The 19,812-nt window shown below is 73.3% G+C and carries 18 protein-coding genes; 10 read left to right on the plus strand and 8 right to left on the minus strand.

The features are described 5' to 3' along the window. The first annotated feature begins 2 nt into the window (after positions 1-2). Entirely contained in the window at positions 3-839 is an 837-nt protein-coding gene (locus tag ACIBA9_RS18930; RefSeq protein WP_399364320.1) for an SDR family oxidoreductase, read from the plus strand. A gap of 346 nt (positions 840-1,185) precedes the next feature. On the opposite strand, the gene ACIBA9_RS18935 is transcribed toward ACIBA9_RS18930, so the two are convergent. Beyond that, the gene (locus ACIBA9_RS18935) at positions 1,186-1,623 is read right to left on the minus strand and encodes a MarR family winged helix-turn-helix transcriptional regulator (protein WP_399364322.1); all 438 of its coding nucleotides are present in this window, start codon (positions 1,621-1,623) and stop codon (positions 1,186-1,188) included. A 144-nt stretch (positions 1,624-1,767) separates the two neighbouring features. On the opposite strand from ACIBA9_RS18935, the gene ACIBA9_RS18940 reads away from it, so the two are divergent. Both ACIBA9_RS18940 and ACIBA9_RS18945 read left to right on the plus strand, forming a co-directional pair. Beyond that, positions 1,768-2,685 (plus strand): zinc-binding alcohol dehydrogenase family protein, encoded by a 918-nt coding sequence (locus tag ACIBA9_RS18940; protein WP_399364324.1) that lies wholly within the window; start codon positions 1,768-1,770, stop codon positions 2,683-2,685. A gap of 575 nt (positions 2,686-3,260) precedes the next feature. Further along, positions 3,261-5,141, plus strand: coding sequence for an exo-alpha-sialidase (locus ACIBA9_RS18945; protein ID WP_399364326.1), 1,881 nt, complete (start codon positions 3,261-3,263; stop codon positions 5,139-5,141). Here ACIBA9_RS18945 and ACIBA9_RS18950 read toward each other — a convergent pair. Next, positions 5,091-6,107 (minus strand): bile acid:sodium symporter family protein, encoded by a 1,017-nt coding sequence (locus ACIBA9_RS18950; protein WP_399364622.1) that lies wholly within the window; start codon positions 6,105-6,107, stop codon positions 5,091-5,093. The genes ACIBA9_RS18945 and ACIBA9_RS18950 overlap by 51 nt on opposite strands. Positions 6,108-6,315: 208 nt before the next feature. Between ACIBA9_RS18950 and ACIBA9_RS18955 the strand changes: the two genes are divergently transcribed. The 3 genes from ACIBA9_RS18955 to ACIBA9_RS18965 all read left to right on the plus strand — a co-directional run bounded on the left by ACIBA9_RS18955 (position 6,316) and on the right by ACIBA9_RS18965 (position 10,707). Beyond that, positions 6,316-7,185 (plus strand): LysR substrate-binding domain-containing protein, encoded by an 870-nt coding sequence (locus tag ACIBA9_RS18955; RefSeq protein ID WP_399364328.1) that lies wholly within the window; start codon positions 6,316-6,318, stop codon positions 7,183-7,185. A 745-nt stretch (positions 7,186-7,930) separates the two neighbouring features. After that, positions 7,931-9,757: an AMP-dependent synthetase/ligase gene (locus tag ACIBA9_RS18960; RefSeq protein ID WP_399364330.1), complete on the plus strand. Its 1,827-nt coding sequence runs from the start codon at positions 7,931-7,933 to the stop codon at positions 9,755-9,757. Positions 9,758-9,870: 113 nt separating this feature from the next. Beyond that, a complete protein-coding gene (locus ACIBA9_RS18965) occupies positions 9,871-10,707 on the plus strand; it encodes an aldo/keto reductase (RefSeq protein ID WP_399364332.1) in 837 nt (278 codons plus the stop codon). Positions 10,708-10,801: 94 nt separating this feature from the next. On the opposite strand, the gene ACIBA9_RS18970 is transcribed toward ACIBA9_RS18965, so the two are convergent. Then, a complete protein-coding gene (locus tag ACIBA9_RS18970) occupies positions 10,802-11,413 on the minus strand; it encodes a hypothetical protein (RefSeq protein WP_399364334.1) in 612 nt (203 codons plus the stop codon). A 227-nt stretch (positions 11,414-11,640) separates the two neighbouring features. On the opposite strand from ACIBA9_RS18970, the gene ACIBA9_RS18975 reads away from it, so the two are divergent. After that, positions 11,641-12,348: a glycoside hydrolase family 75 protein gene (locus ACIBA9_RS18975; RefSeq protein WP_399364336.1), complete on the plus strand. Its 708-nt coding sequence runs from the start codon at positions 11,641-11,643 to the stop codon at positions 12,346-12,348. Positions 12,349-12,728: 380 nt separating this feature from the next. Here the strand turns inward: ACIBA9_RS18975 and ACIBA9_RS18980 are convergent, their stop codons facing one another. Then, a complete protein-coding gene (locus tag ACIBA9_RS18980; RefSeq protein WP_399364338.1) occupies positions 12,729-13,496 on the minus strand; it encodes a class I SAM-dependent methyltransferase in 768 nt (255 codons plus the stop codon). Positions 13,497-13,501: 5 nt separating this feature from the next. Continuing rightward, positions 13,502-13,807: a 4a-hydroxytetrahydrobiopterin dehydratase gene (locus tag ACIBA9_RS18985; protein ID WP_362162877.1), complete on the minus strand. Its 306-nt coding sequence runs from the start codon at positions 13,805-13,807 to the stop codon at positions 13,502-13,504. A gap of 96 nt (positions 13,808-13,903) precedes the next feature. Between ACIBA9_RS18985 and ACIBA9_RS18990 the strand changes: the two genes are divergently transcribed. From ACIBA9_RS18990 to narJ, 3 genes are all read left to right on the plus strand, one after another. Continuing rightward, positions 13,904-14,752, plus strand: coding sequence for a helix-turn-helix domain-containing protein (locus tag ACIBA9_RS18990; protein WP_399364340.1), 849 nt, complete (start codon positions 13,904-13,906; stop codon positions 14,750-14,752). 106 nt (positions 14,753-14,858) lie between these two features. After that, on the plus strand, positions 14,859-15,722 hold the full coding sequence (locus ACIBA9_RS18995) for a helix-turn-helix domain-containing protein (RefSeq protein WP_399364342.1): 864 nt from the start codon (positions 14,859-14,861) through the stop codon (positions 15,720-15,722). 226 nt (positions 15,723-15,948) lie between these two features. Continuing rightward, positions 15,949-16,446 carry a nitrate reductase molybdenum cofactor assembly chaperone gene (gene narJ, locus ACIBA9_RS19000; RefSeq protein WP_399364344.1) on the plus strand — a complete coding sequence of 166 codons (498 nt, stop codon included), beginning with the start codon at positions 15,949-15,951 and terminating at the stop codon, positions 16,444-16,446. A 93-nt stretch (positions 16,447-16,539) separates the two neighbouring features. Here the strand turns inward: narJ and ACIBA9_RS19005 are convergent, their stop codons facing one another. The 3 genes from ACIBA9_RS19005 to ACIBA9_RS19015 all read right to left on the minus strand — a co-directional run bounded on the left by ACIBA9_RS19005 (position 16,540) and on the right by ACIBA9_RS19015 (position 19,727). Further along, positions 16,540-16,965: an OsmC family protein gene (locus ACIBA9_RS19005; RefSeq protein WP_399364346.1), complete on the minus strand. Its 426-nt coding sequence runs from the start codon at positions 16,963-16,965 to the stop codon at positions 16,540-16,542. Positions 16,966-17,081: 116 nt separating this feature from the next. After that, entirely contained in the window at positions 17,082-19,196 is a 2,115-nt protein-coding gene (locus ACIBA9_RS19010; RefSeq protein ID WP_399364348.1) for a phage holin family protein, read from the minus strand. 129 nt (positions 19,197-19,325) lie between these two features. Next, positions 19,326-19,727 carry a hypothetical protein gene (locus ACIBA9_RS19015; protein ID WP_362162968.1) on the minus strand — a complete coding sequence of 134 codons (402 nt, stop codon included), beginning with the start codon at positions 19,725-19,727 and terminating at the stop codon, positions 19,326-19,328. Positions 19,728-19,812: the final 85 nt, after the last annotated feature.

The following is a 19,812-nucleotide window of genomic DNA, read 5'->3' on the forward strand; positions in this document are numbered from 1 at the left end:
TCATGAGTCCGCGAGGACAGCAGGGCGCGTGGGGACAGCAGAGTGCGCAGGAAGAGCAGGGAGAGCAGGGCGCGTGGGGGCGGCACGGGCTACCCGCACAGGGCGGGCCATCGGGTCGGCCGGGCCTGGAGGGACGGCGTGTCGTCGTCATCGGCGGCACGTCGGGCATCGGGCTCGCGGTCGCCGAGGGCGCCGCGAGGGAGGGTGCCGCGGTCGTGGTCGCCTCGCGCCGCCAGGAGAGCGTGGACGCGGCGCTGAAGCGGTTGCCGTCCGGCGCCGAGGGCCTGGTACTGGACGCGACGGACGAGAGCGCGGTGCGCGGATTCTTCGACCGGATCGGCGACTTCGACCACCTGGTGTACACGGCCGGTGAGTCGCTGATGCTGCGGAGTCTGGCCGAGACGGATCCGGCGGAGGCCCGACGGTTCCTGGACACCCGGCTGTGGGGGGCGTACATGGCGGTGAAGTACGGGGCCGGGTCGATCCGGGCGGGCGGTTCGGTGGTGCTGACCACCGGTACGGCGGGGCAGCGGCCGCTGCCCGGTTCGAGTGCCGCGTCGGCGCTGTGCGGGGCCATGGAGTCCCTGACCCGGGCGCTCGCGGTGGAGCTGGCGCCACTGCGGGTGAACGTGGTCTCGCCGGGGCTGGTCCGCACCGAGCTGTGGCGGGAGCTGCCGGAGGCCGAGCGGCAGGGACTGTTCTCCTCGTCCGCCGAGGCGCTGCCGGTGGGGCGGATCGGAGAGCCGGCCGAGGTGGCGGAGGCATATCTCTATCTGATGCGCGGCACCTACAGCAACGGCTCCGTCGTGGTCGTAGACGGTGGTGGGGTACTGGTCTGAGGCAGGGCGCCCGTTCCGAGGCGGGACGCCGGCCTGAAACAGGGCGCCGGGGCGAGGGCGCTGCTCCCAGGCGGGACGCCGGCCTGAACAGGGCGCCGAGGCGGGGGGCGCTATTCCGAGGCGGGACGCCGGCCTGAACAGGGCGCCGAGGCGGGGGGCGCTGCTCCCAGGCGGGACGCCGGCCTGAAACAGGGCGCCGGGGCGAGGGCGCTGCTCCCAGGCGGAGCGCCGGCCCGAAACAGGGCGGCGGGGCGGGGGCGCCGTACCGAGGCGGGTCGCCGGGGCGGGTTGCCCGCCCAGGTCGGCCGCCGGTGTACCGCGTACGGCGGCCGGAGACCGGCCCGCGTCAGCCGTCGGTGCCGGAGATCCGGATCAGCGACGCCAGGAACTGTTCGCGTTCGGCGCTCGACAGCGGTGCGAGCAGCTCGTCGTTGGCGTCCCGGGCCGCCGCCTCGCAGCGGACGAGGAGGCGGGCGCCCTCGTCGGTGAGACAGACGGCGTTCTTCCGCCGGTCCCGGGGGTCGGGGGCGCGGACCACGAGCGCGGCGGACTGCAGGTCGTTGAGGACGCCGACGACGTCCTTGGGGTCGAGGCCCACGCTGCGGCCGAGGTCGGCCTGGGCGACCGGGGCGAGGTCGCGGACGGCGGAGAGGACCACGTGGTGCCACATCTTGAGCCCCTCGACCGCGAGCGCGTCGGCGACCAGGGCCCGGCCCCGGGCGGCGGCCCGGCCCAGGAGCCAGCTGGGGAGGGAGCGGATCGCGGGCAGGGGTGCTTCGGCCATGGCGGCACTCTAACCCGCAATTCATTGGACTTCCCAACGAAGCTTCCCTATCGTTGGGACTCCCAACGAATTCATTCGGGTGTCCCCGCGTTCACGGGTCTTCCCGACGACGGAGGCCGGGTTCTCCGGCCCGGGAGGTAAGCGTTGCGTCGCGTTCGCTACGAGTCCACCGGCGGTCCGCTGTTCCTGGAGGAGGCGCCCGTCCCCGAGCCCGGCCCCGGCGAGGTGCTGGTGCGCGTAGAGGCGGTCGGGGTGACCCTGCCCGTCGTCCGCAAGGTCACCGAGAGCGCCGAGCCGATCCCGCTCGGCGGTGAGATCGCCGGTGAGGTGGCGGCGGTGGGAGCGGGCGTGACCCGCTTCCGGTCCGGTGAGCGGGTGACCGGGCTGTGCTTCGGACACGGGTACGCCGACTTCGCCGTGCTGCACGAGTCCATGGCCTCCCCGATACCGCCGGGGGCGACCGCCGTCGACGCGGTCGCGCTGGTGCGCGGCGGGCTGGTGGCGTTCGGTGCGCTGGAGGCGGCCCGGTCCGCCCCGGGCGAGGCGGTACTCGTCACGGCGGCGGCAAGCGGTGCGGGGCACCTGGCCGTGCAGCTGGCCCGGGCTCGGGGCGCGGGGCGGGTGGTGGGCGCCGTGTCCGATGCGGGGAAGGCGGATTTCGTCCGCTCGCTCGGCGCGGACGACTGTGTTCGCTACGGCGACGCCGACTGGGGCGACCCCGTCGACTGCGTCCTGGACGCCGTCGGCGGTGAGTTGCTCACCCCGGCCCTCGCCGCTCTGGCCCCACACGGCCGTTTGGTGGCCTACAGCTCGGGAGGCGGCACGATCCAGGCGTACGACCTGCTGGTGGACGCCAAGTCGGTGATCGGCTTCCAGATGGCGCTGATCGCCCGCGGCCGACCGGAGTTGTACGAGGAGTGGCGGCGCGAGCTGTGGCGGATGCTCGCCGACGGCACGCTGCGGCCCGCCGTGCACGAGGAGTTCGCGCTGGAGGACGCGGCGAAGGCCCACGCGACGATCGAGACCCGGACCAACCTCGGCAAGGTCGTCCTGCGTCCGTGAGGGGCGGTGGGCCGGGCACCCGTTCGCGGACGGATGTCCTACCGGCACGGCTGCGCGTGCTCCGCCGGGAGCGAATCCGGCCGCGAGAATCCTGCCGGCGGCCATGCGCTGCACGGAAGGCGTGCGGGCGTGCCCTGCCGGCGGATGCCCGGCGGACACCTCCGGCCGGGACCCGGCCGTGAGAATCCCGCCAACAGGCATGCGCTGCACGGCAGGCGTGCGGGCGTGCCCTGCCCGGCGGATGCCCGGCGGACATGTCCGACCGGGACCCGGCCGTGAGAGTTCCGCCCGCCGGGGACGCTTCCGGGAGCACCCCGCCCGACGGGGACCTGCCCGCAAGCTTCCCGGGCCAGGCATCCGCCCGCGCCAATGCCCCGCCCGGCAAGCGTCCGCCCACCCCTGCCCGCACACACCGACGCCCGCACGCTCCTTGTGGCGTACCCGAGCCGCAACTACCGTCATGGAAGCGCACGTTGGACATGGGATGTGCGGATGTCCGAATATCCGGATGTTCGGATTCGGGTGTTCGGATGCGGATGTTCGGCCACCCGGCCAGACGAAAGGCAGGTCGCACCGTGCCGTCAGGTCTTCGCCTCCGTCCCGGATTCGCACTGGTCGTGGCCGCCCTCACGGCGGCGGCCCTGCTCCTGTCCTTGGCTCCCGCCCCGTCGGCCGAGGCCCGACAGGCGGCCGGAGAAGGCAGGTTCGAGCAGCGGATCCTCTTCCGCGCGTCCCAGGATCCCGGTTACGCCTGCTTCCGCATCCCGGCGATCGTCCGGACCACCGACGGCACGCTGCTGGCCTTCGCCGAGGGCCGGGTGCTCAACTGCGGTGACGCGGCGGACATCGACATCGTCCTCAAGCGCTCCACCGACGGCGGCCGCAGCTGGGGGCAGCTACAGGTGGTGGACGAGGGCGGTGGCGACACGCACGGCAATCCCGCGCCGGTCGTGGACCGCGACACCGGCCGCGTCTGGCTCGCGGAGACGTACAACACGGGCCGTACCGACAGCGCCGGTTGCTCGGTGCCCTGCGACCGCAGCCCGCGTCTGCGCTACAGCGACGACGACGGACTGACCTGGTCCGGGCCGCGCGACCTGAGCCCGGAGATCCTGCCCGCCGACTGGAACTCCTGGTACGCGACCGGGCCGGTGCACGGCATCCAGCTCACCCACGGCCGGTACGCGGGACGGCTCGTGTTCGGGGTCAACGCCGAGACGTGGGACGGCGGTCGGGTCACGGCCAACCACGCGGCGCTCGTCGTCAGCGACGACCACGGCGGCCACTGGCGCCTCGGCGCCACCGACACCTGGCCCGTCGGCCCCGACGGCACCTTCCGGCAGAAGCCCAGCGAACTCGCCCTGGCCGAACGCGCCGACGGCTCGGTGCTGGTCAGCGGGCGGGAGCAGGACGGCACCGATCTCGGCCACCGCACCCAGGCCGTCAGCCGCGACGGCGGTGGCGGCTTCACCGGCCCGTTCCAGGCACTGCCCGGCCTGTACGCCCCGCAGGTGCAGGGTTCACTGCTACGCCTCGGCGACCGCCTCCTGCTGGCCTGCCCCGGCGACCCCGACCGGCGCCGCACGATGATGATCCGGTCCTCCTACGACGGCGGCCGCACCTGGGACAGCGTGGACCGCGGCACGGTCGTCACCACGGACTGGTCCGGCTACTCCGACCTGACCCGCCTCGGCCGCGACGAGGTGGGCCTGGTGTACGAGGGTGGCGCGGTGGACGCGCGCGACGAGATCCGCTTCGCCCGGTTCACCGAGGACTGGCTCGCGCCCCGCCGGGGTCCCGACCCGGTCACCGCCGACCTGGCCCCGCACGCCCGCCCGGCCGCGGTGCTCGGCGGCGCGACGGAGACGGATGGCGTCCTCGGCGGCGCACTGGAGTTCGACGGCACCGACGACGCCGTACGCCTGCCGTACAGCGGCCGGCTGCCCCTGGGGACGCGTGACTTCACCGTCTCCCTGTGGTTCCGGTACACGGCCGTCGGCGGGGAGCGGCCGTTGCTGTGGATGGGGGGCATCGGCACCACCCAGCCGCAGGTGTGGGTGCGCGGCGAGCCGGCGGAGAACCGGATGCAGGCCCTGATCACCGTACGGGACGGTGCGGCGGCCCCGCGGACGGCGTCGGTGCGCACGGACCGCGCGTACAACGACGGACAGTGGCACCACCTGGTGTTCCGCCGAGGTGGGCAGGGTGGCCTGACGCTGTTCGTCGACGGCGCGCGGTCCTCCGTCGCCGACGTGCCGGGCTCCGTCAGCCGCACCTCCCCCTTCGGCGTGCACATCGGTCAGCGCATGGACGGCCGCGCCTTCTTCGCCGGCGCGATCGACGAGGTGCGTGTGTGGGACCGCGCGCTCACCGACGGGGAGCTGTCGGATCCGGCGGCGATGAGGTCAGCGCAGGACACGGTCCTGTGGCTGCCCCTGGACCGCGTGCGCGGCTGACCCGGGTACGGCGTCCCGGGACTCCTCGGGGTCGCGGGCCCGGCGCTTGGCGATGACCGCGCACACCATCAGCTGCATCTGGTGGAAGAGCATCAGCGGCAGCACGGCCAGCGAGGCATGGGCGCCGAACAGGACGCTCGCCATGGGCAACCCCGAGGCGAGGGACTTCTTCGAACCGGCGAACTGGATGGCGATCCGGTCCTCCCTGCCGAAGCCGAGCGCCCGGCCGCCGTACCAGGTCAGCACCAGCATGGCGGCGAGCAGCACCGCCTCGACGGCGAGCAGCGCGGCCAGCCGGACGGGGCTGACCTGGTGCCAGATGCCCTGGGCCATGCCTTCGCTGAAGGCGGTGTAGACGACGAGCAGGATCGAGCCGCGGTCGACCAGTCCGAGGATCTTCTTGTGCCGGGCGATGAACGCGCCGAGCCAGCGGCGCAGCAGCTGCCCGGCGAGGAACGGCACCAGCAGCTGCAGCACGATCTTCACCAGCGAGTCCCCCGAGAACCCGCCCCCGCTGTTGCCGAGCAGGGCCGCCGCGAGCAGCGGGGTCAGGATGATGCCGGCCAGGGAGGAGAAGGAGCCGGCGCAGATCGCCGCGGGCACGTTCCCGCGGGCGATCGAGGTGAACGCGATGGACGACTGGATGGTGGAGGGCACCAGGGTCAGGAACAGCAGGCCCTGGTAGAGGGGCTGGGTCAGCAGGACCGGCACGGTACCTCGCAGGGCGAGCCCGAACACCGGGAAGAGGACGAACGTGCAGATCAGGACCGTGAGGTGCAGTCGCCAGTGCTTGAGTCCGTCCAGGGCCTCCCGGGTGGACAGGCGGGCGCCGTAGAGGAAGAAGAGGAAGGCGATCGCGGCCGTGGAGGCGCCCGAGGCCACGTCGGCGGCGGCCCCCCGGGCGGGGAGCAGCGCCGCCAGGCCCACCGTGCCGAGCAGCAGCACGATATACGGGTCGATCGGCATCCAACTCGGCCAGCGCAGGCGTGTCACGGTGCTCCGATTGCTGTGTGTGTCGTGCGTGTGAGGTCCGGGCTCGCCGGTGGCGTCGAGCGGTTCGACGCGGCCGCGGCGCGCCCCTCTCCCATCGTCCTCCACCGCCCGTCGATCGGGAATCCCACATACCACTCTCACTGTCATCACGGATCCCGATAACGGAGTAGGCTGCGCGACCGTGTACGACCCGACGCAGCTGCGTACGTTCCTCGCGGTGGCCCAGACGCTCAGTTTCACGCAGGCCGCCCGGCGGCTGGGGCTGCGCCAGTCCACCGTCAGCCAGCATGTGCGCCGGCTGGAGGACGCGGCCGGCCGGCAGTTGTTCTCCCGGGACACCCATTCGGTGGAGCTGACCGAGGACGGGGAGGCGATGCTGGGCTTCGCCCGCCGGATCCTGGAGGTGCACGAGCAGGCGACGGCGTTCTTCACCCGGACGCGGGTGCGCGGCCGGCTGCGGTTCGGTGCCTCGGAGGACTTCGTCCTCACCCGGCTGCCGGAGATCCTGGAGAGCTTCCGCTACGACCACCCGGAGGTCGACCTGGAGCTGACGGTGGAGCTGTCGGGAACCCTGTACGAGCGGCTGGCCGCCGGAAAGCTCGACCTGGTCCTGGCCAAGCGGCGTCCGGAGGATCCCCGGGGCGCCCTGGTCTGGCGCGACGAGCTGGTGTGGATCGGCGCCGAACGGCTGCGTCTGGACGCCGGCCGGCCCGTGCCGCTGATCGTGTACCCACCGCCCGGGATCACCCGGGCGCGCGCGCTGGAGGTCCTGGAGCGCCAGGGCCGCCCCTGGCGGATCGTGTGTACGAGCGGCAGCCTCAACGGGCTGATCGCGGCGGCCCGCGCGGGTCTCGGTGTGATGGCGCACTCCCGGCGTCTGATCCCGCCCGGCCTGTTCCGGCTGCCGGACCGGGCCGGCCTGCCCGAGCTGGGCGGGATCGACTTCGTCCTCGTCCACGGCCGTCGCCGCGCCCCGGCGGAGGAGGCGGCGAACGCCCTGGCCACGGCCATCCTGGCAGGCGGCGAACGGCTGCGCCGCCGCGGCGACTGACCCACCGGAGAGCGGCTACGGCGGCACACGGCCGACGGGCGCGCAGATGGCGCCCCGCCCGGAGACCCCGCCTGGCCTGGCCAGGACGGCGCTCCTGCCGGACCGGGCACGGGGACACGGGCTGACACCGACCGCCGGTCCCTCGCCGCCTCCCGCGCCGGCCAGGCGGCAATCCGGCACCAGAGCGCGGCCAAGGCCCGGGCGACAGTGGTGGGCCTGGAGGAGTTCGAGGTCGTTCACCCCGGGAAGCGCTCCCCCCGCGCAGGCGCGCCGGGAAGCGCTCCTCCCGCGCCGGCATGGCGGACGGGGCGGCGAACCGGCGAGCACACGGTGAAGGCGCACGCCGCTCCCAGCCACCGGACGGCCTTCGGACACGGTGGCGCGCGGCTGGACGCGCTTCGTGGCGCGACAGGACGGTGGGAACGGTCGGCGCCCTGGTGAGGCGGTGCGGCGGCCCTCGGAGCGGCGGTCCGCGGACGGCTCGGCGCGCACGGTGGCGCCGTACACCGTGCCGGGCGCGTACAGATTCGGTGGAGATTACGGCGCCAGAAACTTACTGACCCGTCAGTATTGTGTCCGGCCCTTACCCATGTGGGGGTATTTTCGGGTTGGCGTGCCGGAAAAACGTCAGGTTTGCTCGGTTTCCGACCCCCTCCCGCCGGGCGGAGCCGTGGGGTAGCTTTCACCGCGCTGTGCCGAGCATCAGGGGCGTCCGAGCAAGCAGCGAGGATCGGGGAGCGAGGTTTTGCGCGAGTTCACCAACCCGCCGTTGGCATCGGCGCCGCCGGTGGGCGGTCTGGCCGACGTCGTCTTCGAGTATGCCGCCGCGGACCCGTCGCGCATCGCCTTCGGCCGCAAGGACGCCTCCGGGCAGTGGCGGGACGTGACCGCCGCCGAGTTCCGCGACGAGGTCCTCGCCCTGGCCAAGGGCCTGCTCGCCCGCGGCATCCGGTTCGGCGACCGGGTCGCCATCATGTCCCGCACCCGCTACGAGTGGACCCTGTTCGACTTCGCCCTGTGGACGATCGGCGCCCAGGTGGTGCCGGTCTATCCCACGTCCTCGGCCGAGCAGTGCTTCTGGATGCTCTACGACGCCGAGGTGGTGGCGGCGATCGTGGAGCACGAGGACCACGCCATGACCATCGCCACGGTCATCGACCGGCTGCCGCGGCTGCGCCAGTTGTGGCAGCTTGACTCGGGCTGTGTGCAGGAGCTGTACGACGCCGGGGCCCCGGTCGACGACGAGGTGGTGCACCGGCACCGGCAGGCGGTCACCCCGGACTCGGTCGCCACGATCATCTACACCTCCGGCACCACCGGACGCCCCAAGGGCTGCGTCCTGTCGCACGCGAACTTCATGTTCGAGGCGGACACCATGATCGAGCGCTGGACGCCGGTGTTCCACACGAAGAGGGACGACGAGGCCTCCACGCTGCTGTTCCTGCCGCTGGCCCACGTCTTCGGGCGGATGGTGGAGGTCGCCGCGGTGCGCGGCCGGGTCCGCTTCGGTCACCAGCCACAGCTGCACGCGGCCGCCCTGCTGCCCGACCTGGCCGCGTTCCGGCCGACGTTCATCCTGGCGGTGCCGTACATCTTCGAGAAGGTGTTCAACGCGGCCCGGCGCAAGGCGGAGAAGGAAGGCAGATCCGGGCCGTTCGAGAAGGCGGTCGACATCGCGGTGAAGTACGCCGAGGCCATCGAGGCGAAGGCGTGGGGCACCGGACCCGGCCCGTCGGCGGCGCTGCGCATGCAGCACCAGCTCTTCGACAAGCTCGTCTACTCCAAGGTGCGGGCGGCGATGGGCGGCCGCATCCGCAACGCCATGTCCGGCGGTTCCGGGATGGACCGCCGGCTGGGACTGTTCTTCGCGGGCGCGGGCGTGCAGATCTACGAGGGCTACGGTCTGACCGAGTCGACGGCCGCGGCCACCGCCAACCCGCCCGAGCGCACCCGGTACGGCACCGTCGGCCAGGCCATCCCGGGCGTGACCGTGCACATCGCGGACGACGGGGAGATCTGGCTGCGCGGCGGCAACGTCTTCCAGGGGTACCTGAACAACCAGAAGGCCACCGACGGGACGCTGCACGACGGCTGGCTGGCCACCGGCGACCTCGGCTCGCTGGACGAGGACGGCTACCTGACCATCACCGGCCGCAAGAAGGAGATCCTGGTCACCTCCGGCGGCAAGAGCGTCTCCCCCGGTGTGCTGGAGGAACGGGTCCGCGAGCACCCGCTGGTCAACCAGTGCATCGTCGTCGGCAACGACCGCCCCTACATCGCCGCGCTGGTCACCCTCGACCAGGAGGCCGTCGAGCACTGGCTGCAGATGCGCGGGAAGCCGGGGATGCCCGCGGCCAAGCTGGTGCGCGACGCCGATCTGGAGACGGAGGTGCGGCGCGCGGTGGTCGCCGCCAACACCCTCGTCTCCCAGGCCGAGTCCATTCGCACCTTCCGCATCCTGGCCCAGCCCTTCACCGAGGAACACGGTCTGCTGACACCGTCGCTGAAGCTGAAGCGCAAGGCGATCGAGAAGGCGTACACGAACGAGGTCGACGCCCTCTACGGGAGCTGAGGTACTGACCTGCCGGTCAGTCGCGTTCGATCTCGCGATCCGGAATGCATCGGGGCCCGTGATCGTTGACCATGGGTGTACCACCTGTCGACAACCGAAGGATCACTAAGCTCGTGAGCAGCCAGGTCCCCCCGATCATCCTCAACAACGGCGTCGAGATGCCCCAGCTGGGCTTCGGCGTATGGCAGGTGCCGGACGACGAGGCCGAGCGGGCCGTCGCCACGGCACTGGAGGCCGGGTACCGCAGCATCGACACAGCGGCGATCTACGGCAACGAAGAGGGCACCGGCAAGGCCATCGCCGCCTCCGGCCTGCCCCGCGAGGACATCTTCGTCACCACCAAGCTCTGGAACAGCGACCAGGGATACGACTCCACGCTGCGCGCGTTCGACACGTCGCTGGAGAAGCTGGGCCTGGACTATCTCGACCTGTACCTGATCCACTGGCCGCTGCCCTCCCGGGACGCCTACCTCGACACCTACCGGGCGTTCGAAAAGCTGTACGCCGACAACCGGGTGCGTGCCATCGGCGTGTCCAACTTCCTTCCCGAGCACCTGCGGCGGCTGCTCTCCGAGACCTCCGTCGTCCCGGCGGTCAACCAGATCGAGCTGCACCCGCATCTGCAGCAGCAGGCCTCCCGCGAGTTCCACGCCGAGCACGGCATCGCCACGGAGGCCTGGTCACCGCTCGGCCAGGGCAAGGGCCTGCTGGAGGTGCCGGCGATCGTCGCGATCGCGCGCAAGCACGACCGCACCCCGGCGCAGGTCGTGCTGCGCTGGCACGTACAGCTCGGCAACATCGTGATCCCGAAGTCCGTCACGCCGTCCCGGATCAAGGAGAACATCGAGGTGTTCGACTTCAGCCTGGACGACGAGGACCTCGCGGCGATCAGCGCGCTCGACGAGGACCGGCGGCTGGGCCCCGACCCGGCCACGTTCGACCTGGGCTGAGCCCCGCCCCCCGGCCGGACCGGGGGGCGACAGCCGTCCTGGCCGTACACGTGCGCCCCGCCGGTCCGGCGGGGCGCACCGCTGTGCCAACCGGTCAGTCGGCCCGCGCGTCCGCGTGCACGACCTCGAACTCCTCCAGGCCCGCCACTGTCGCCCGGGCCTTGGCCGCGCCCTGGTGCCGGATCGCCGCCTGGCCGGCGCGGGAGGCGGCGAGGGACCGGCGGTCGGTGAAGAGCGCCCCGGTCAGCCCGAGTCCCCGTGCCCGGTCCAGCAGGAGCGCCGTCCTGGCCAGGCCAGGCAGGGTCTCCAGGCGGGGCACCACGTGCGCGTGGAACGTGTCGGCCAGCAGGTCCGCGTCGGCCGGGTCGAACTCCAGCCGGGTGAGGCGCAGTCCGCCGCCCGCGGCCGGGCGCTGGAGGGTGTGGAAGACGGCGACCTCCCAGTTCGCCACGGCGACGGTCGCCGCGAAGGGGGCCAGCAGCGCGGGCCGGTGTTCGCGCATCACCTCGTCGCTGTTGCGCCGGGCCTCCTCCGACTCCCACCAGCTGACCGTGAGCAGTTTGCCGACATCGCGGTCCACGAAGACGCCGGCGCCCCGGTAGCCGGGCCGCTCCTCCAGCAGGTCGTGCCCCTCGGCGTCCAGGGCCCGCAGCGCCGGGCCGAGTCCGGCCGGATCGCCGGTCGCGTACACCGTGCGGACGAACATGAGACCTCGCCTTCCGGCGCGCCGTCCGGGGACAGGGCCGGACAGGACCGAACGTTTCAGGAATGCCGTCGCGATGTCCCCCGCGTCCAGTTTTGCCCGTGCCGCAAACCACCGCAATGCGCGCGGCTTTCCTGACGCGGTGACCGCAGGGTTGACGAGGACATGCAAGGAGGGCACCTTGTACGACACCCGGTAAGGAAACTTTCCTAACAGAAGGGTCCCCCACAGTGCGCCTTCGAACACTGACCCTCGCCGCGGCCTCCGGGGCCGCCCTGCTCGCCGCCGGCGTCCTCCCGGCGGACGCGTCCACGGCACCGGCGTCCCAGGCGGCTCCCAGGTCCGCCCAGGAGGGTTCGGTCAGCGCGGCCGACCTGCTCGCCAAGGTGACGTCCTGTTCGCAGATCTCCAACGGCAAGTACAAGACCGACGACGAGACCTCGGCCACGGTCCCCGTCTGCGGCAAGAACGGCGCGGTCTTCTGGAAGGCCGACATGGACATCGACTGCGACGGCCAGCGCACCACCAACTGCAACGAGGACCGCGACCCCTGGTACCAGGACGACACCGCGTTCCACCAGTCCGACGGCAAGCCGCTGAAGGCCGAGTCCCTGCCGTACGTCGTCGTGCCCAGCTCCAGCAGCATCTGGAACTACTCCGGCGCCGGCATCAAGGGCGGCGGTGTGGTCGCCGTCATCTACAACAACAAGGTGAAGTACGCCGTCGTCGGCGACACCGGCCCCACGAAGATCATCGGTGAGGCGTCGTACGCCACCGCCAAGGCGCTCGGCATCGACCCTGACCCCGAGACCGGCGGCGCCGACTCGGGCGTGACCTACATCCTGTTCAAGAACTCCAAGGCCTCCCCCATCGAGAGCCACAGCGCGGCGGTGACACTCGGGGACCAGCTGGCCAAGCAGTTCCTTCAGAGCAACTGAGACACCGACCCGCCCCGGCCGGGGGGGCCCCCCCCCCCCCGCGCGGGGCGGCGCCCCCCCCCCCGGCGCCCCCCCCCCCCCCCCCCCCCCCCCCCCCCCCCCCCCCCCCCCCCCCCCCCCCCCCCCACACCCCCCCCCCCCCCCCCCCCCCCCCCCCCCCCCCCCCCCCCCCCCGGCGGGGCGCCCCGGCCCAGCAGGCGTCACCCGGCGACACTACCGACGAGGACGATCCGGCCGCGGGCCTCCCTCAGCGCCTCCACGGAGGCCGGCCGGCTCGGCGAAGGACTTGGCGACCTCCCGCGACCGCGGCCCGCGAACGGCCTGTGACGGTCATCCGGTGCCCGCGTCCAGCAGCCGCCGCCCCCACGGCCCAGCCCCGGTCACCGCTCCGCGGCCGGCCCGGAGATCGTGGGCTTGCGGAACGCGCGCAGGCTGAACGTCGGGTCCCGGCGGGGCCGTTCCTGGTCCGGGAGGCGGGCCAGGCGGGTGACGAACTCCTCGGTGCGCGGCTCTCCCGGCGGCAGCATGGTGAACCAGCCGCGACGCAGGTCGGCGATGGTGGCGCGCGGGCTGCGGCCCTGTCCGACACCGCGGAACGCGCCGCGCCCGGCGGGCAGCAGTCCGTGCCGGGCGGCGTGCGCCGCGACCGTGTCGGCGGCATCCGCGGCGGGGCGGCGCGGGCGGGAGGCGAGGACGGCGTCGATGTCGCTGCCCACGTCGTGCGCGGCGGCCTTGTCGACAGTGGTGACGTAGACCCCGCCGGGGCGCAGCACCCGGGCGCACTCGGCGACGACGGCGCGGACGTCGTCGGTGTCGTGCAGCAGGTGCAGCAGCCAGACGGTGGTGACGGCGTCGGCGCTGCCGGTGCGGAACGGCAGCCGGCGGCTGTCGGCCCGTACGACGGTGCCGGGCAGCCGGGCAGCGGCCGTCCGCGCCATGGCGGGGGTGAGGTCGGCTCCCGCCACCCGCAGCCCCGGACGGGCGGCGGCCAGCCGCCGGGTGACGATCCCGGTGCCGCAGGCGATGTCGAGGAGGCGGCCCGGGGTGTCGGGTATCAGGGCGAGCAGGGCCTGGGTGGCCGCGGCGGCGCGGGCCTCGCCACCGCGGGAGGCGTCGTAGTGGCCGGCTTCCTCGTCGTAGTCGAGCACATCGCTCAGTGTGCGCCGTGGCCTGGGGCGATGTCCTCCACCCTGCGGGCGAGAGCGAAGTCCTTCCCGGTGACGGCGCCACCGGCGCTGTGGGTGTTCACGGCGAGCGAGACGGTGTTGTAGCCGAGGGTGAGGTCGGAGTGGTGGTCCAGCTCGTCCTGGATGCCGGCGACGTGCACGACCAGCGCCGCCGCCGCGAAGTGCGAGCCGAGGCGGTAGGAGCGGGTGAGCCGGTCGCCCTCCAGCGACCAGCCGGGCAGCTCGGCCAGCCGGTCCTCGATCTCCTTCTGCGACAGCGGTTCGACGGCCATGGCCGGTCTCCCTTCGTGGCGGCGGGGAACGTCCCCGGGGCGGGCGGTACGTGCTCAGCCTGCCATGTCGGGTGCCGTCTCGATTAGGGTCGCCGTATGAGCAGTGTCGCGTCCGGCGCCCCCCTCTCTCCCGCCCCTCTTGCTCCTCCCGCCCCTCCCCCCGACAAGGGGGTCGGCCCGCTGCTGCGCCTCTGGCGGGAGCGGCGGCGGGTCTCCCAGCTGGAACTGGCACTGCGTGCCGACTCCTCCGCCCGGCACGTCAGCTTCATCGAGACCGGCCGGTCCCGGCCCAGCGAGGAGATGGTGCTGCGGCTGGCCGAGCGGCTGGACGTGCCGGTGCGGGAGCGCAACGCCCTGCTGGTGGCGGCCGGTTACGCCCCGCACTACCCGGAGACCCCGCTGGACGACCCGGCGCTGGACGCGCTGCGCGACGGCATGGAACGCCTCATCCAGGGTTACGAGCCCTACCCCGCGCTGGTGGTCGACGCCTGCTACACGGTCCTCGCGGCGAACCGGGGCATCGCGATGCTGCTGGACGGGGTACCGGAGGCGCTGATGGCGCCGGCGCCGAACGCCATGCGGCTGACCCTGCATCCGCGGGGACTGGCACCGCGCATCCTGAACCTGCCGGAGTGGCGCGGACATCTGCTGGCGCAGATGGAGCGGGAGATCGCCCTGCACCGCTCGGACCGGCTGCGCGACCTGTACGAGGAGGTGTCGGCGTACCCGATTCCCGAGCACGCCTCCGGCGCGGAACCGGCCGAGCCCGTACCGTACTTCGCGCTGCCGATGCGCATCGAGCACGAGGGCCGGGTCCTGTCCTTCGTGTCCTCGATCTCCACGTTCAACACGCCGATGGACGTCACGGTCGCCGAGATCGCCATCGAGACGTTCCTGCCCGCGGACCAGGCGACCGTCAAGTTCCTGCGCACGCGCCTGGGTTGAGGGCGGCTCGACGGCCCGGCGGAATCCCGTTCCGTCGACCGCGTGTGCGAGACGGCATCGCGTGACACACTGCCCGCATGCTTCGGCGCGTAGGGGAGGACGTGGCGTGAGTGAGCGGCGGGCCGCGCCCACCGTGGGGCAGGTGGTGCTCGGCAAGCGATTGCAGGAGCTGCGGGAGGCGGCCGGGCTGAGCCGTGACGAGGCCGCCCGGGTGCTGAGGGTGGCGTCGGCGACCGTGCGGCGCATGGAGATGGCCGAGGTCGCGCTCAAAATCCCCTACGTGCAGGTGCTGCTGTCCACCTACGGAGTGGCCCTGGAGGAGGCGGTCGCCTTCGTGCGGCTGGCCGAGGAGGCCAACCAGCCGGGCTGGTGGCAGCGGTTCCACGACGTGCTGCCGGACTGGTTCAGTCTGTACGTCAGCCTGGAGGGCGCCGCCCGGGTCATCCGCTCCTACGAGCCGCACTTCGTGCCCGGACTGCTGCAGACCGAGGAGTACGCGCGCGCCGTGATGGAGGCCGGGACGATCGGGCAGAGCGAGCCGGCGTCGGTCGAACGGCATGTGTCGCTGCGGATGGAGCGGCAGCGGCTGCTGGAGCGGGACGATCCACCCCACCTGTGGGTGATCATGGACGAGACGGTGCTCAGACGACCGGTGAGCGCACGGCCCGAGGTGCTGCGGGACCAGCTGGACCGCCTGCTGGAGTACGCCGAACGGGACCGGGTCACCCTCCAGATCGCCGAGTTCGCGGCGGGCCCGCACCCGGGGACGTACGCGCCGTTCACACTGTTCCGGTTCGCCGAGCCGGAGTTGCCGGACATGGTGTTCACCGAGTACCTGACCGGCGCGCTCTATCTGGACTCGCGCCGGGAGGTCGCCGCGCATCTGGAGGTGCTGGACCACATGACGGCCCTGGCCGCCTCCGCCCAGCACACGAAGAAGGTCCTGCGGAGGTACCGCGAGCGGCTCTGAGCCCGCTCGCCCGGCCGGGCCGCGCGTCCGCCGGATGACCCGTACGGGTCTGTGAACGGGTGTGCTCCCGCGCCCGCCCCTAGGTTCGGAGCAGGGGGCGAGCCCAGGGAGCGCACGTGAGCGACACCCGCAGCACCCACAGCACGGCCCCGACACCGGCGATCCCCCGCAGCCGGCGCCGGGCACGGCACGCGGGCCGGTGCGTCCACGACGGCGGGGAGGCGTGATGCCCTCGGACGCGGTGCTGTACCAGGCGGCGGCGCTCTGTCTGACCCACCCCGACGACGACTTCGTCGCCCGGCTGCCGCTGCTGCTCCAAGCCGCCCCGCAGCTGCGGGCGTTCACCGACCACGCGGCCGTGACCCCGCTGCCGGAGCTGGCCGCGCACTATGTGCGGGTCTTCGACTCCGGCGACCGGCACAGCCTGTACCTGAGCCGGTGGTACGACGGCGGTACCCGGCGCGGCGGCATGTCCCCGGCCCGGTTCAAGGACGTCTACCGGGAGCACGGGCTGGAGTTCAGCGGCGAGGAGGTGCCGGACTTCCTGCCGGCGGTGCTGGAGTTCACCGCGCGGACCGGCGACACCCTGATGCTGACCGAGTACCGCGAGGGCCTGGAACGGCTGCGTGCGCGGCTGACCGACCACGGCACGCCGTACGCCGGTGTCCTGGACGCGGTGTGCGCGGCACTGCCGGCCGCCGCTCCCCCCGGGCCGCGCCCGTGACGGCGTCGTACCGGGCGTTCGGGCCGCAGGTGCCCGGGAGAGGGTCGGCGCCGCGCCCCGCGGCGGGGCGCGGCGGCCATGGGTGGTCGGGCGTCAGGCCAGCTCGGCCGTCAGGGTGATCGTGGTGCCGGTCAGGGCCTGGCTGACCGGGCAGTTCTTCTTGGCGTCCTCGGCGGCCGCGGCGAACCTGTCGGCGTCCAGTCCGGGCACCGAGCCGCGCACGGTCAGGTGGATGCCGGTGATGCCCTCGCCGGGCTGGAAGGAGACGTCGGCGTTGGTCTCCAGCCGGGTGGGCGGGGTGCCGGCGCCGGCCAGGGCGTGCGAGAGAGCCATGGAGAAGCAGCTGGAGTGGGCGGCGGCGATCAGCTCCTCGGGGCTGGTCTTGCCGTTCGCCTCCTCGGCGCGCGACGCCCAGGTGACCGGCTGCTCGCCGATACCGGAGGAGTCGAAGGTGACGACGCCGTGCCCCTGGACGAGGTTGCCTTCCCAGACGGTGTGCGCGGTGCGCGTGGTGGCCACGATGGTTCCTTTCGCAAGTGGTCCCGTTTCCGGATTCCCTGCCCCTATCCGATCACATCCGGGCTCGTCGCACGCCGAGGACCGGCCCACGCGGGGTGAACGGAAGGGGCCGGCTCTCAGGCGGCCCGTTCTTCGGCCACGACCGTGGTGAGCGGCACTTCCGGTCCGTTCAGCTCGGCCAGCCAGCGGCGCAGGACGCGGTGCACCTGTTCGGCGCCGGTCAGCCGCTCCCCCGGCGCGACGGGTGCGGACAGGTCCAGCGGGGAGAGCAGGAAGGGGCGGGCCTGCGCTCCGCCGAGGCCGCCGTGGGAGCCGATCTGCTCCTCGAAGGCGAGGACCTCGCCGTCGGCGGGGTCGTGCGCGGAGTTCACCATGATGTCGGCGGTGTGCGGGAACGAGTGGGTGCGGCGGACCGCGTCCGCGGCGCCGGGGCCGAAGTGGGCCAGCGGGCCGACGTCGTCGGCCAGTTCGGCCAGGGGGACGGCGGCGCCGTGGGCGCCCAGCACCACCCCGCCGTGCTCCTCGCTGCGCACCAGCAGGAAGCCGATGCCGGGGTGGTCGGCGAGGGTGCCGAGCAGCGCGGGGTGGCGGGCGTCGATCTCCTCCTTGGTCATGCGGTGCGGCACGTCCGGGAAGGAGACCAGGCCGAGGTTGCCGGAGGCCAGCACGATCGGTTCCAAGGCGCGGGACGGGCGGTGCCGCCCGGCGGTCTCCTCGACGGGCCGGCGCAGGGCCGCGCGGACGGCGGCCCGGGCCTCGGTACCGCTGCGGGTGCGTTCGGCGCGGCGTGGGACGGGCAGTCCGCAGCCGGCTCGGACGAGGTCGCCGAGGCTGAGGCCGTAGCGGGCGCGGAAGGTCTCGCCGGGGCTCTGTCCGTGGTCGGAGAGGATGACGATCCGGTAGGGGCGGGGGGCCTGTTCGGCGACCCGCTGGAGGAGGGCGAGGGAGCGGTCGAGTCGCCGCAGCACCTGCTCGGCGTCCCGGCTGCGCGGCCCGGAGTGGTGGGCGACCTCGTCGTAGGCGACCAGGTCGGCGTAGACGACGGTGCGGCCGGCGAGCAGGTCGCCCATCACCGCGGCGACGACGACGTCCCGTTCCACCACGGTGGCGAAGGCACGGACCAGGGGGTAGAGGCCGCCGCGGCCGACGCGCGGGCGCTGCCCGCGGGCCCGGGCGCGGGTGGACTGGCCGATCTCGCGCCCGACCTCGGCGACGAAGGACAGGGCGGTGCGGACGGCGTTGGCCGGGTCGGAGAAGTAGGCGAAGTAGCCGGCGCGGGAACGGTTCTCCCGGCTGCGGCGACGGGCGGCTATGGACAGGACGAGGGCCTGCTCGCCGGCGCCGCCGCTGAACAGGTTGCCGCGGCTGGCGCCGTCGACGGCGAGCAGTCCGTCGTCGCCCGTGTGCCGGATGGCGCGGCGCTGCAACTCGGCGGCGCTCGTCGGTCTGTTGCTCACCATCACCTCCCCCCGGTCCTTCTCGTACCAGCGGAAGGCCGGCACGTCGAAGGTGCTGCCGTGCAGGATGCCGAGCTGGCTGGCGCCGGTCTGGCTGGACCAGTCGGTGCGCCAGGGGGTGAGCCGGTGGGTGGGTCGCACGGGGCCGGTCGCCGGGCGGCTGCCGTCGTCCGGCAGGCCGTCCGCCGTGCCCAGCCAGCGGGCGACGGTCGGCATCAGGCCCTTGCCGACCGCGTCCGTGAGCACGTCGTGGCCCACGCCGTCGAGCTGGACGCACAGCAGGCCGGGGGCGGATCCGCAGGGTTGCTGGTCCCGGCGGCCGCGGGTGGCGAGCCGGTGCAGACGGCGCCGGTAGGCCTCGTCGTCGCGTACGGCGAGGGCCGCGCCGGTGGCCGAGGCGACGGCGGACATCACGGCGGCGACGATGACGGCGGTCTCGGGGGCGGCCTCGCCGTGGCCGGACGGGTTGACGCGCAGCGCGAGCAGCAGCAGGGAGCCGTTGAGGAAGAAGACCAGCAGACCGAGTACCAGGGCGGGGACGAGCAGCAGCAGCCGCACCAGCAGCGGCCAGACGACGGCCGAGAGCAACCCGAAGGCGCCGGCACCGCAGGCGCCGGTGATGGCGATGCGGGTGGCGCTGTCGCCGTCGTCGGACTGGAGCCGGAAATCGGGCAGGAGCCCGGCGAGCGCCAGCATGGTGACCGTGGACACCGCCCATACGGCGACGCTCCGCCCGATCTGACTGGCGATCCGCCGCCACCGTACGCCCCGCACGCCCCGCACACCTCACGTCCCGCCCCGCTCGACCGGCCGGGCCGGGCTCCACCCTGTCATACCGCAAGGGGGCCGCCTGGAGCCGCCGGCGGGCGGCGAGGGCTCGCTCCGGGCCCGCGGTCCGGCGCGTCAGCGTCCGTCGTAGCCGGCCGTCGGCATCGACAGCCGCCGGTGCACGCGGGCCTTCATCTGGGCGTCGTACGACGGTTCGGCCCGGCCCACCGTCTCCACGCGTACGCCCCGGCGCGCGCATTCGGCGGTGAACTCCTCCACCGACGACAGGGCCCGTTCGAGCACGCGCAGACTGGGCGCGACGAACACGTCCTGGCCGGGCCGTATCCCGTCCCACAGGGCGCAGTGGTCGAAGCGCAGGCCACCGACGAGGAGTTCCCGGGCGATCACATAGCCCTGTTCGGCCGCCCAGCGGGCGCACATCGCGTGCTGGCTGCGCGAGTCCACCAGGAAGGGGTCGGCCTCCAGCTCCTCCAGGGGTGTCAGACTCGCGATCGCGGTCACCCGCACCGGCATGATCACGCCGAAGACACCCCGCGGCTTTCCCATGGCGTCCCCCTCACCTCCGGGTTTCGCCGCCGACCCTACTCCTGCCCGTAGGCTT

It is taken from the genome of Streptomyces sp. NPDC051452 (genome assembly GCF_044454765.1).
Classification (GTDB): Bacteria; Actinomycetota; Actinomycetes; order Streptomycetales; family Streptomycetaceae; genus Streptomyces.

What these genes read in the sequence shown, in the direction of transcription:
- ACIBA9_RS18930 (WP_399364320.1), top strand. Translation starts at nt 3, where the DNA reads ATGAGTCCGCGAGGACAGCAGGGCGCGTGGGGACAGCAGAGTGCGCAG.
- ACIBA9_RS18935 (WP_399364322.1), bottom strand. Translation starts at nt 1,623, where the DNA reads ATGGCCGAAGCACCCCTGCCCGCGATCCGCTCCCTCCCCAGCTGGCTC.
- ACIBA9_RS18950 (WP_399364622.1), bottom strand. Translation starts at nt 6,107, where the DNA reads ATGCCGATCGACCCGTATATCGTGCTGCTGCTCGGCACGGTGGGCCTG.
- ACIBA9_RS18970 (WP_399364334.1), bottom strand. Translation starts at nt 11,413, where the DNA reads ATGTTCGTCCGCACGGTGTACGCGACCGGCGATCCGGCCGGACTCGGC.
- ACIBA9_RS18985 (WP_362162877.1), bottom strand. Translation starts at nt 13,807, where the DNA reads ATGGCCGTCGAACCGCTGTCGCAGAAGGAGATCGAGGACCGGCTGGCC.
- ACIBA9_RS18990 (WP_399364340.1), top strand. Translation starts at nt 13,904, where the DNA reads ATGAGCAGTGTCGCGTCCGGCGCCCCCCTCTCTCCCGCCCCTCTTGCT.
- narJ (WP_399364344.1), top strand. Translation starts at nt 15,949, where the DNA reads ATGCCCTCGGACGCGGTGCTGTACCAGGCGGCGGCGCTCTGTCTGACC.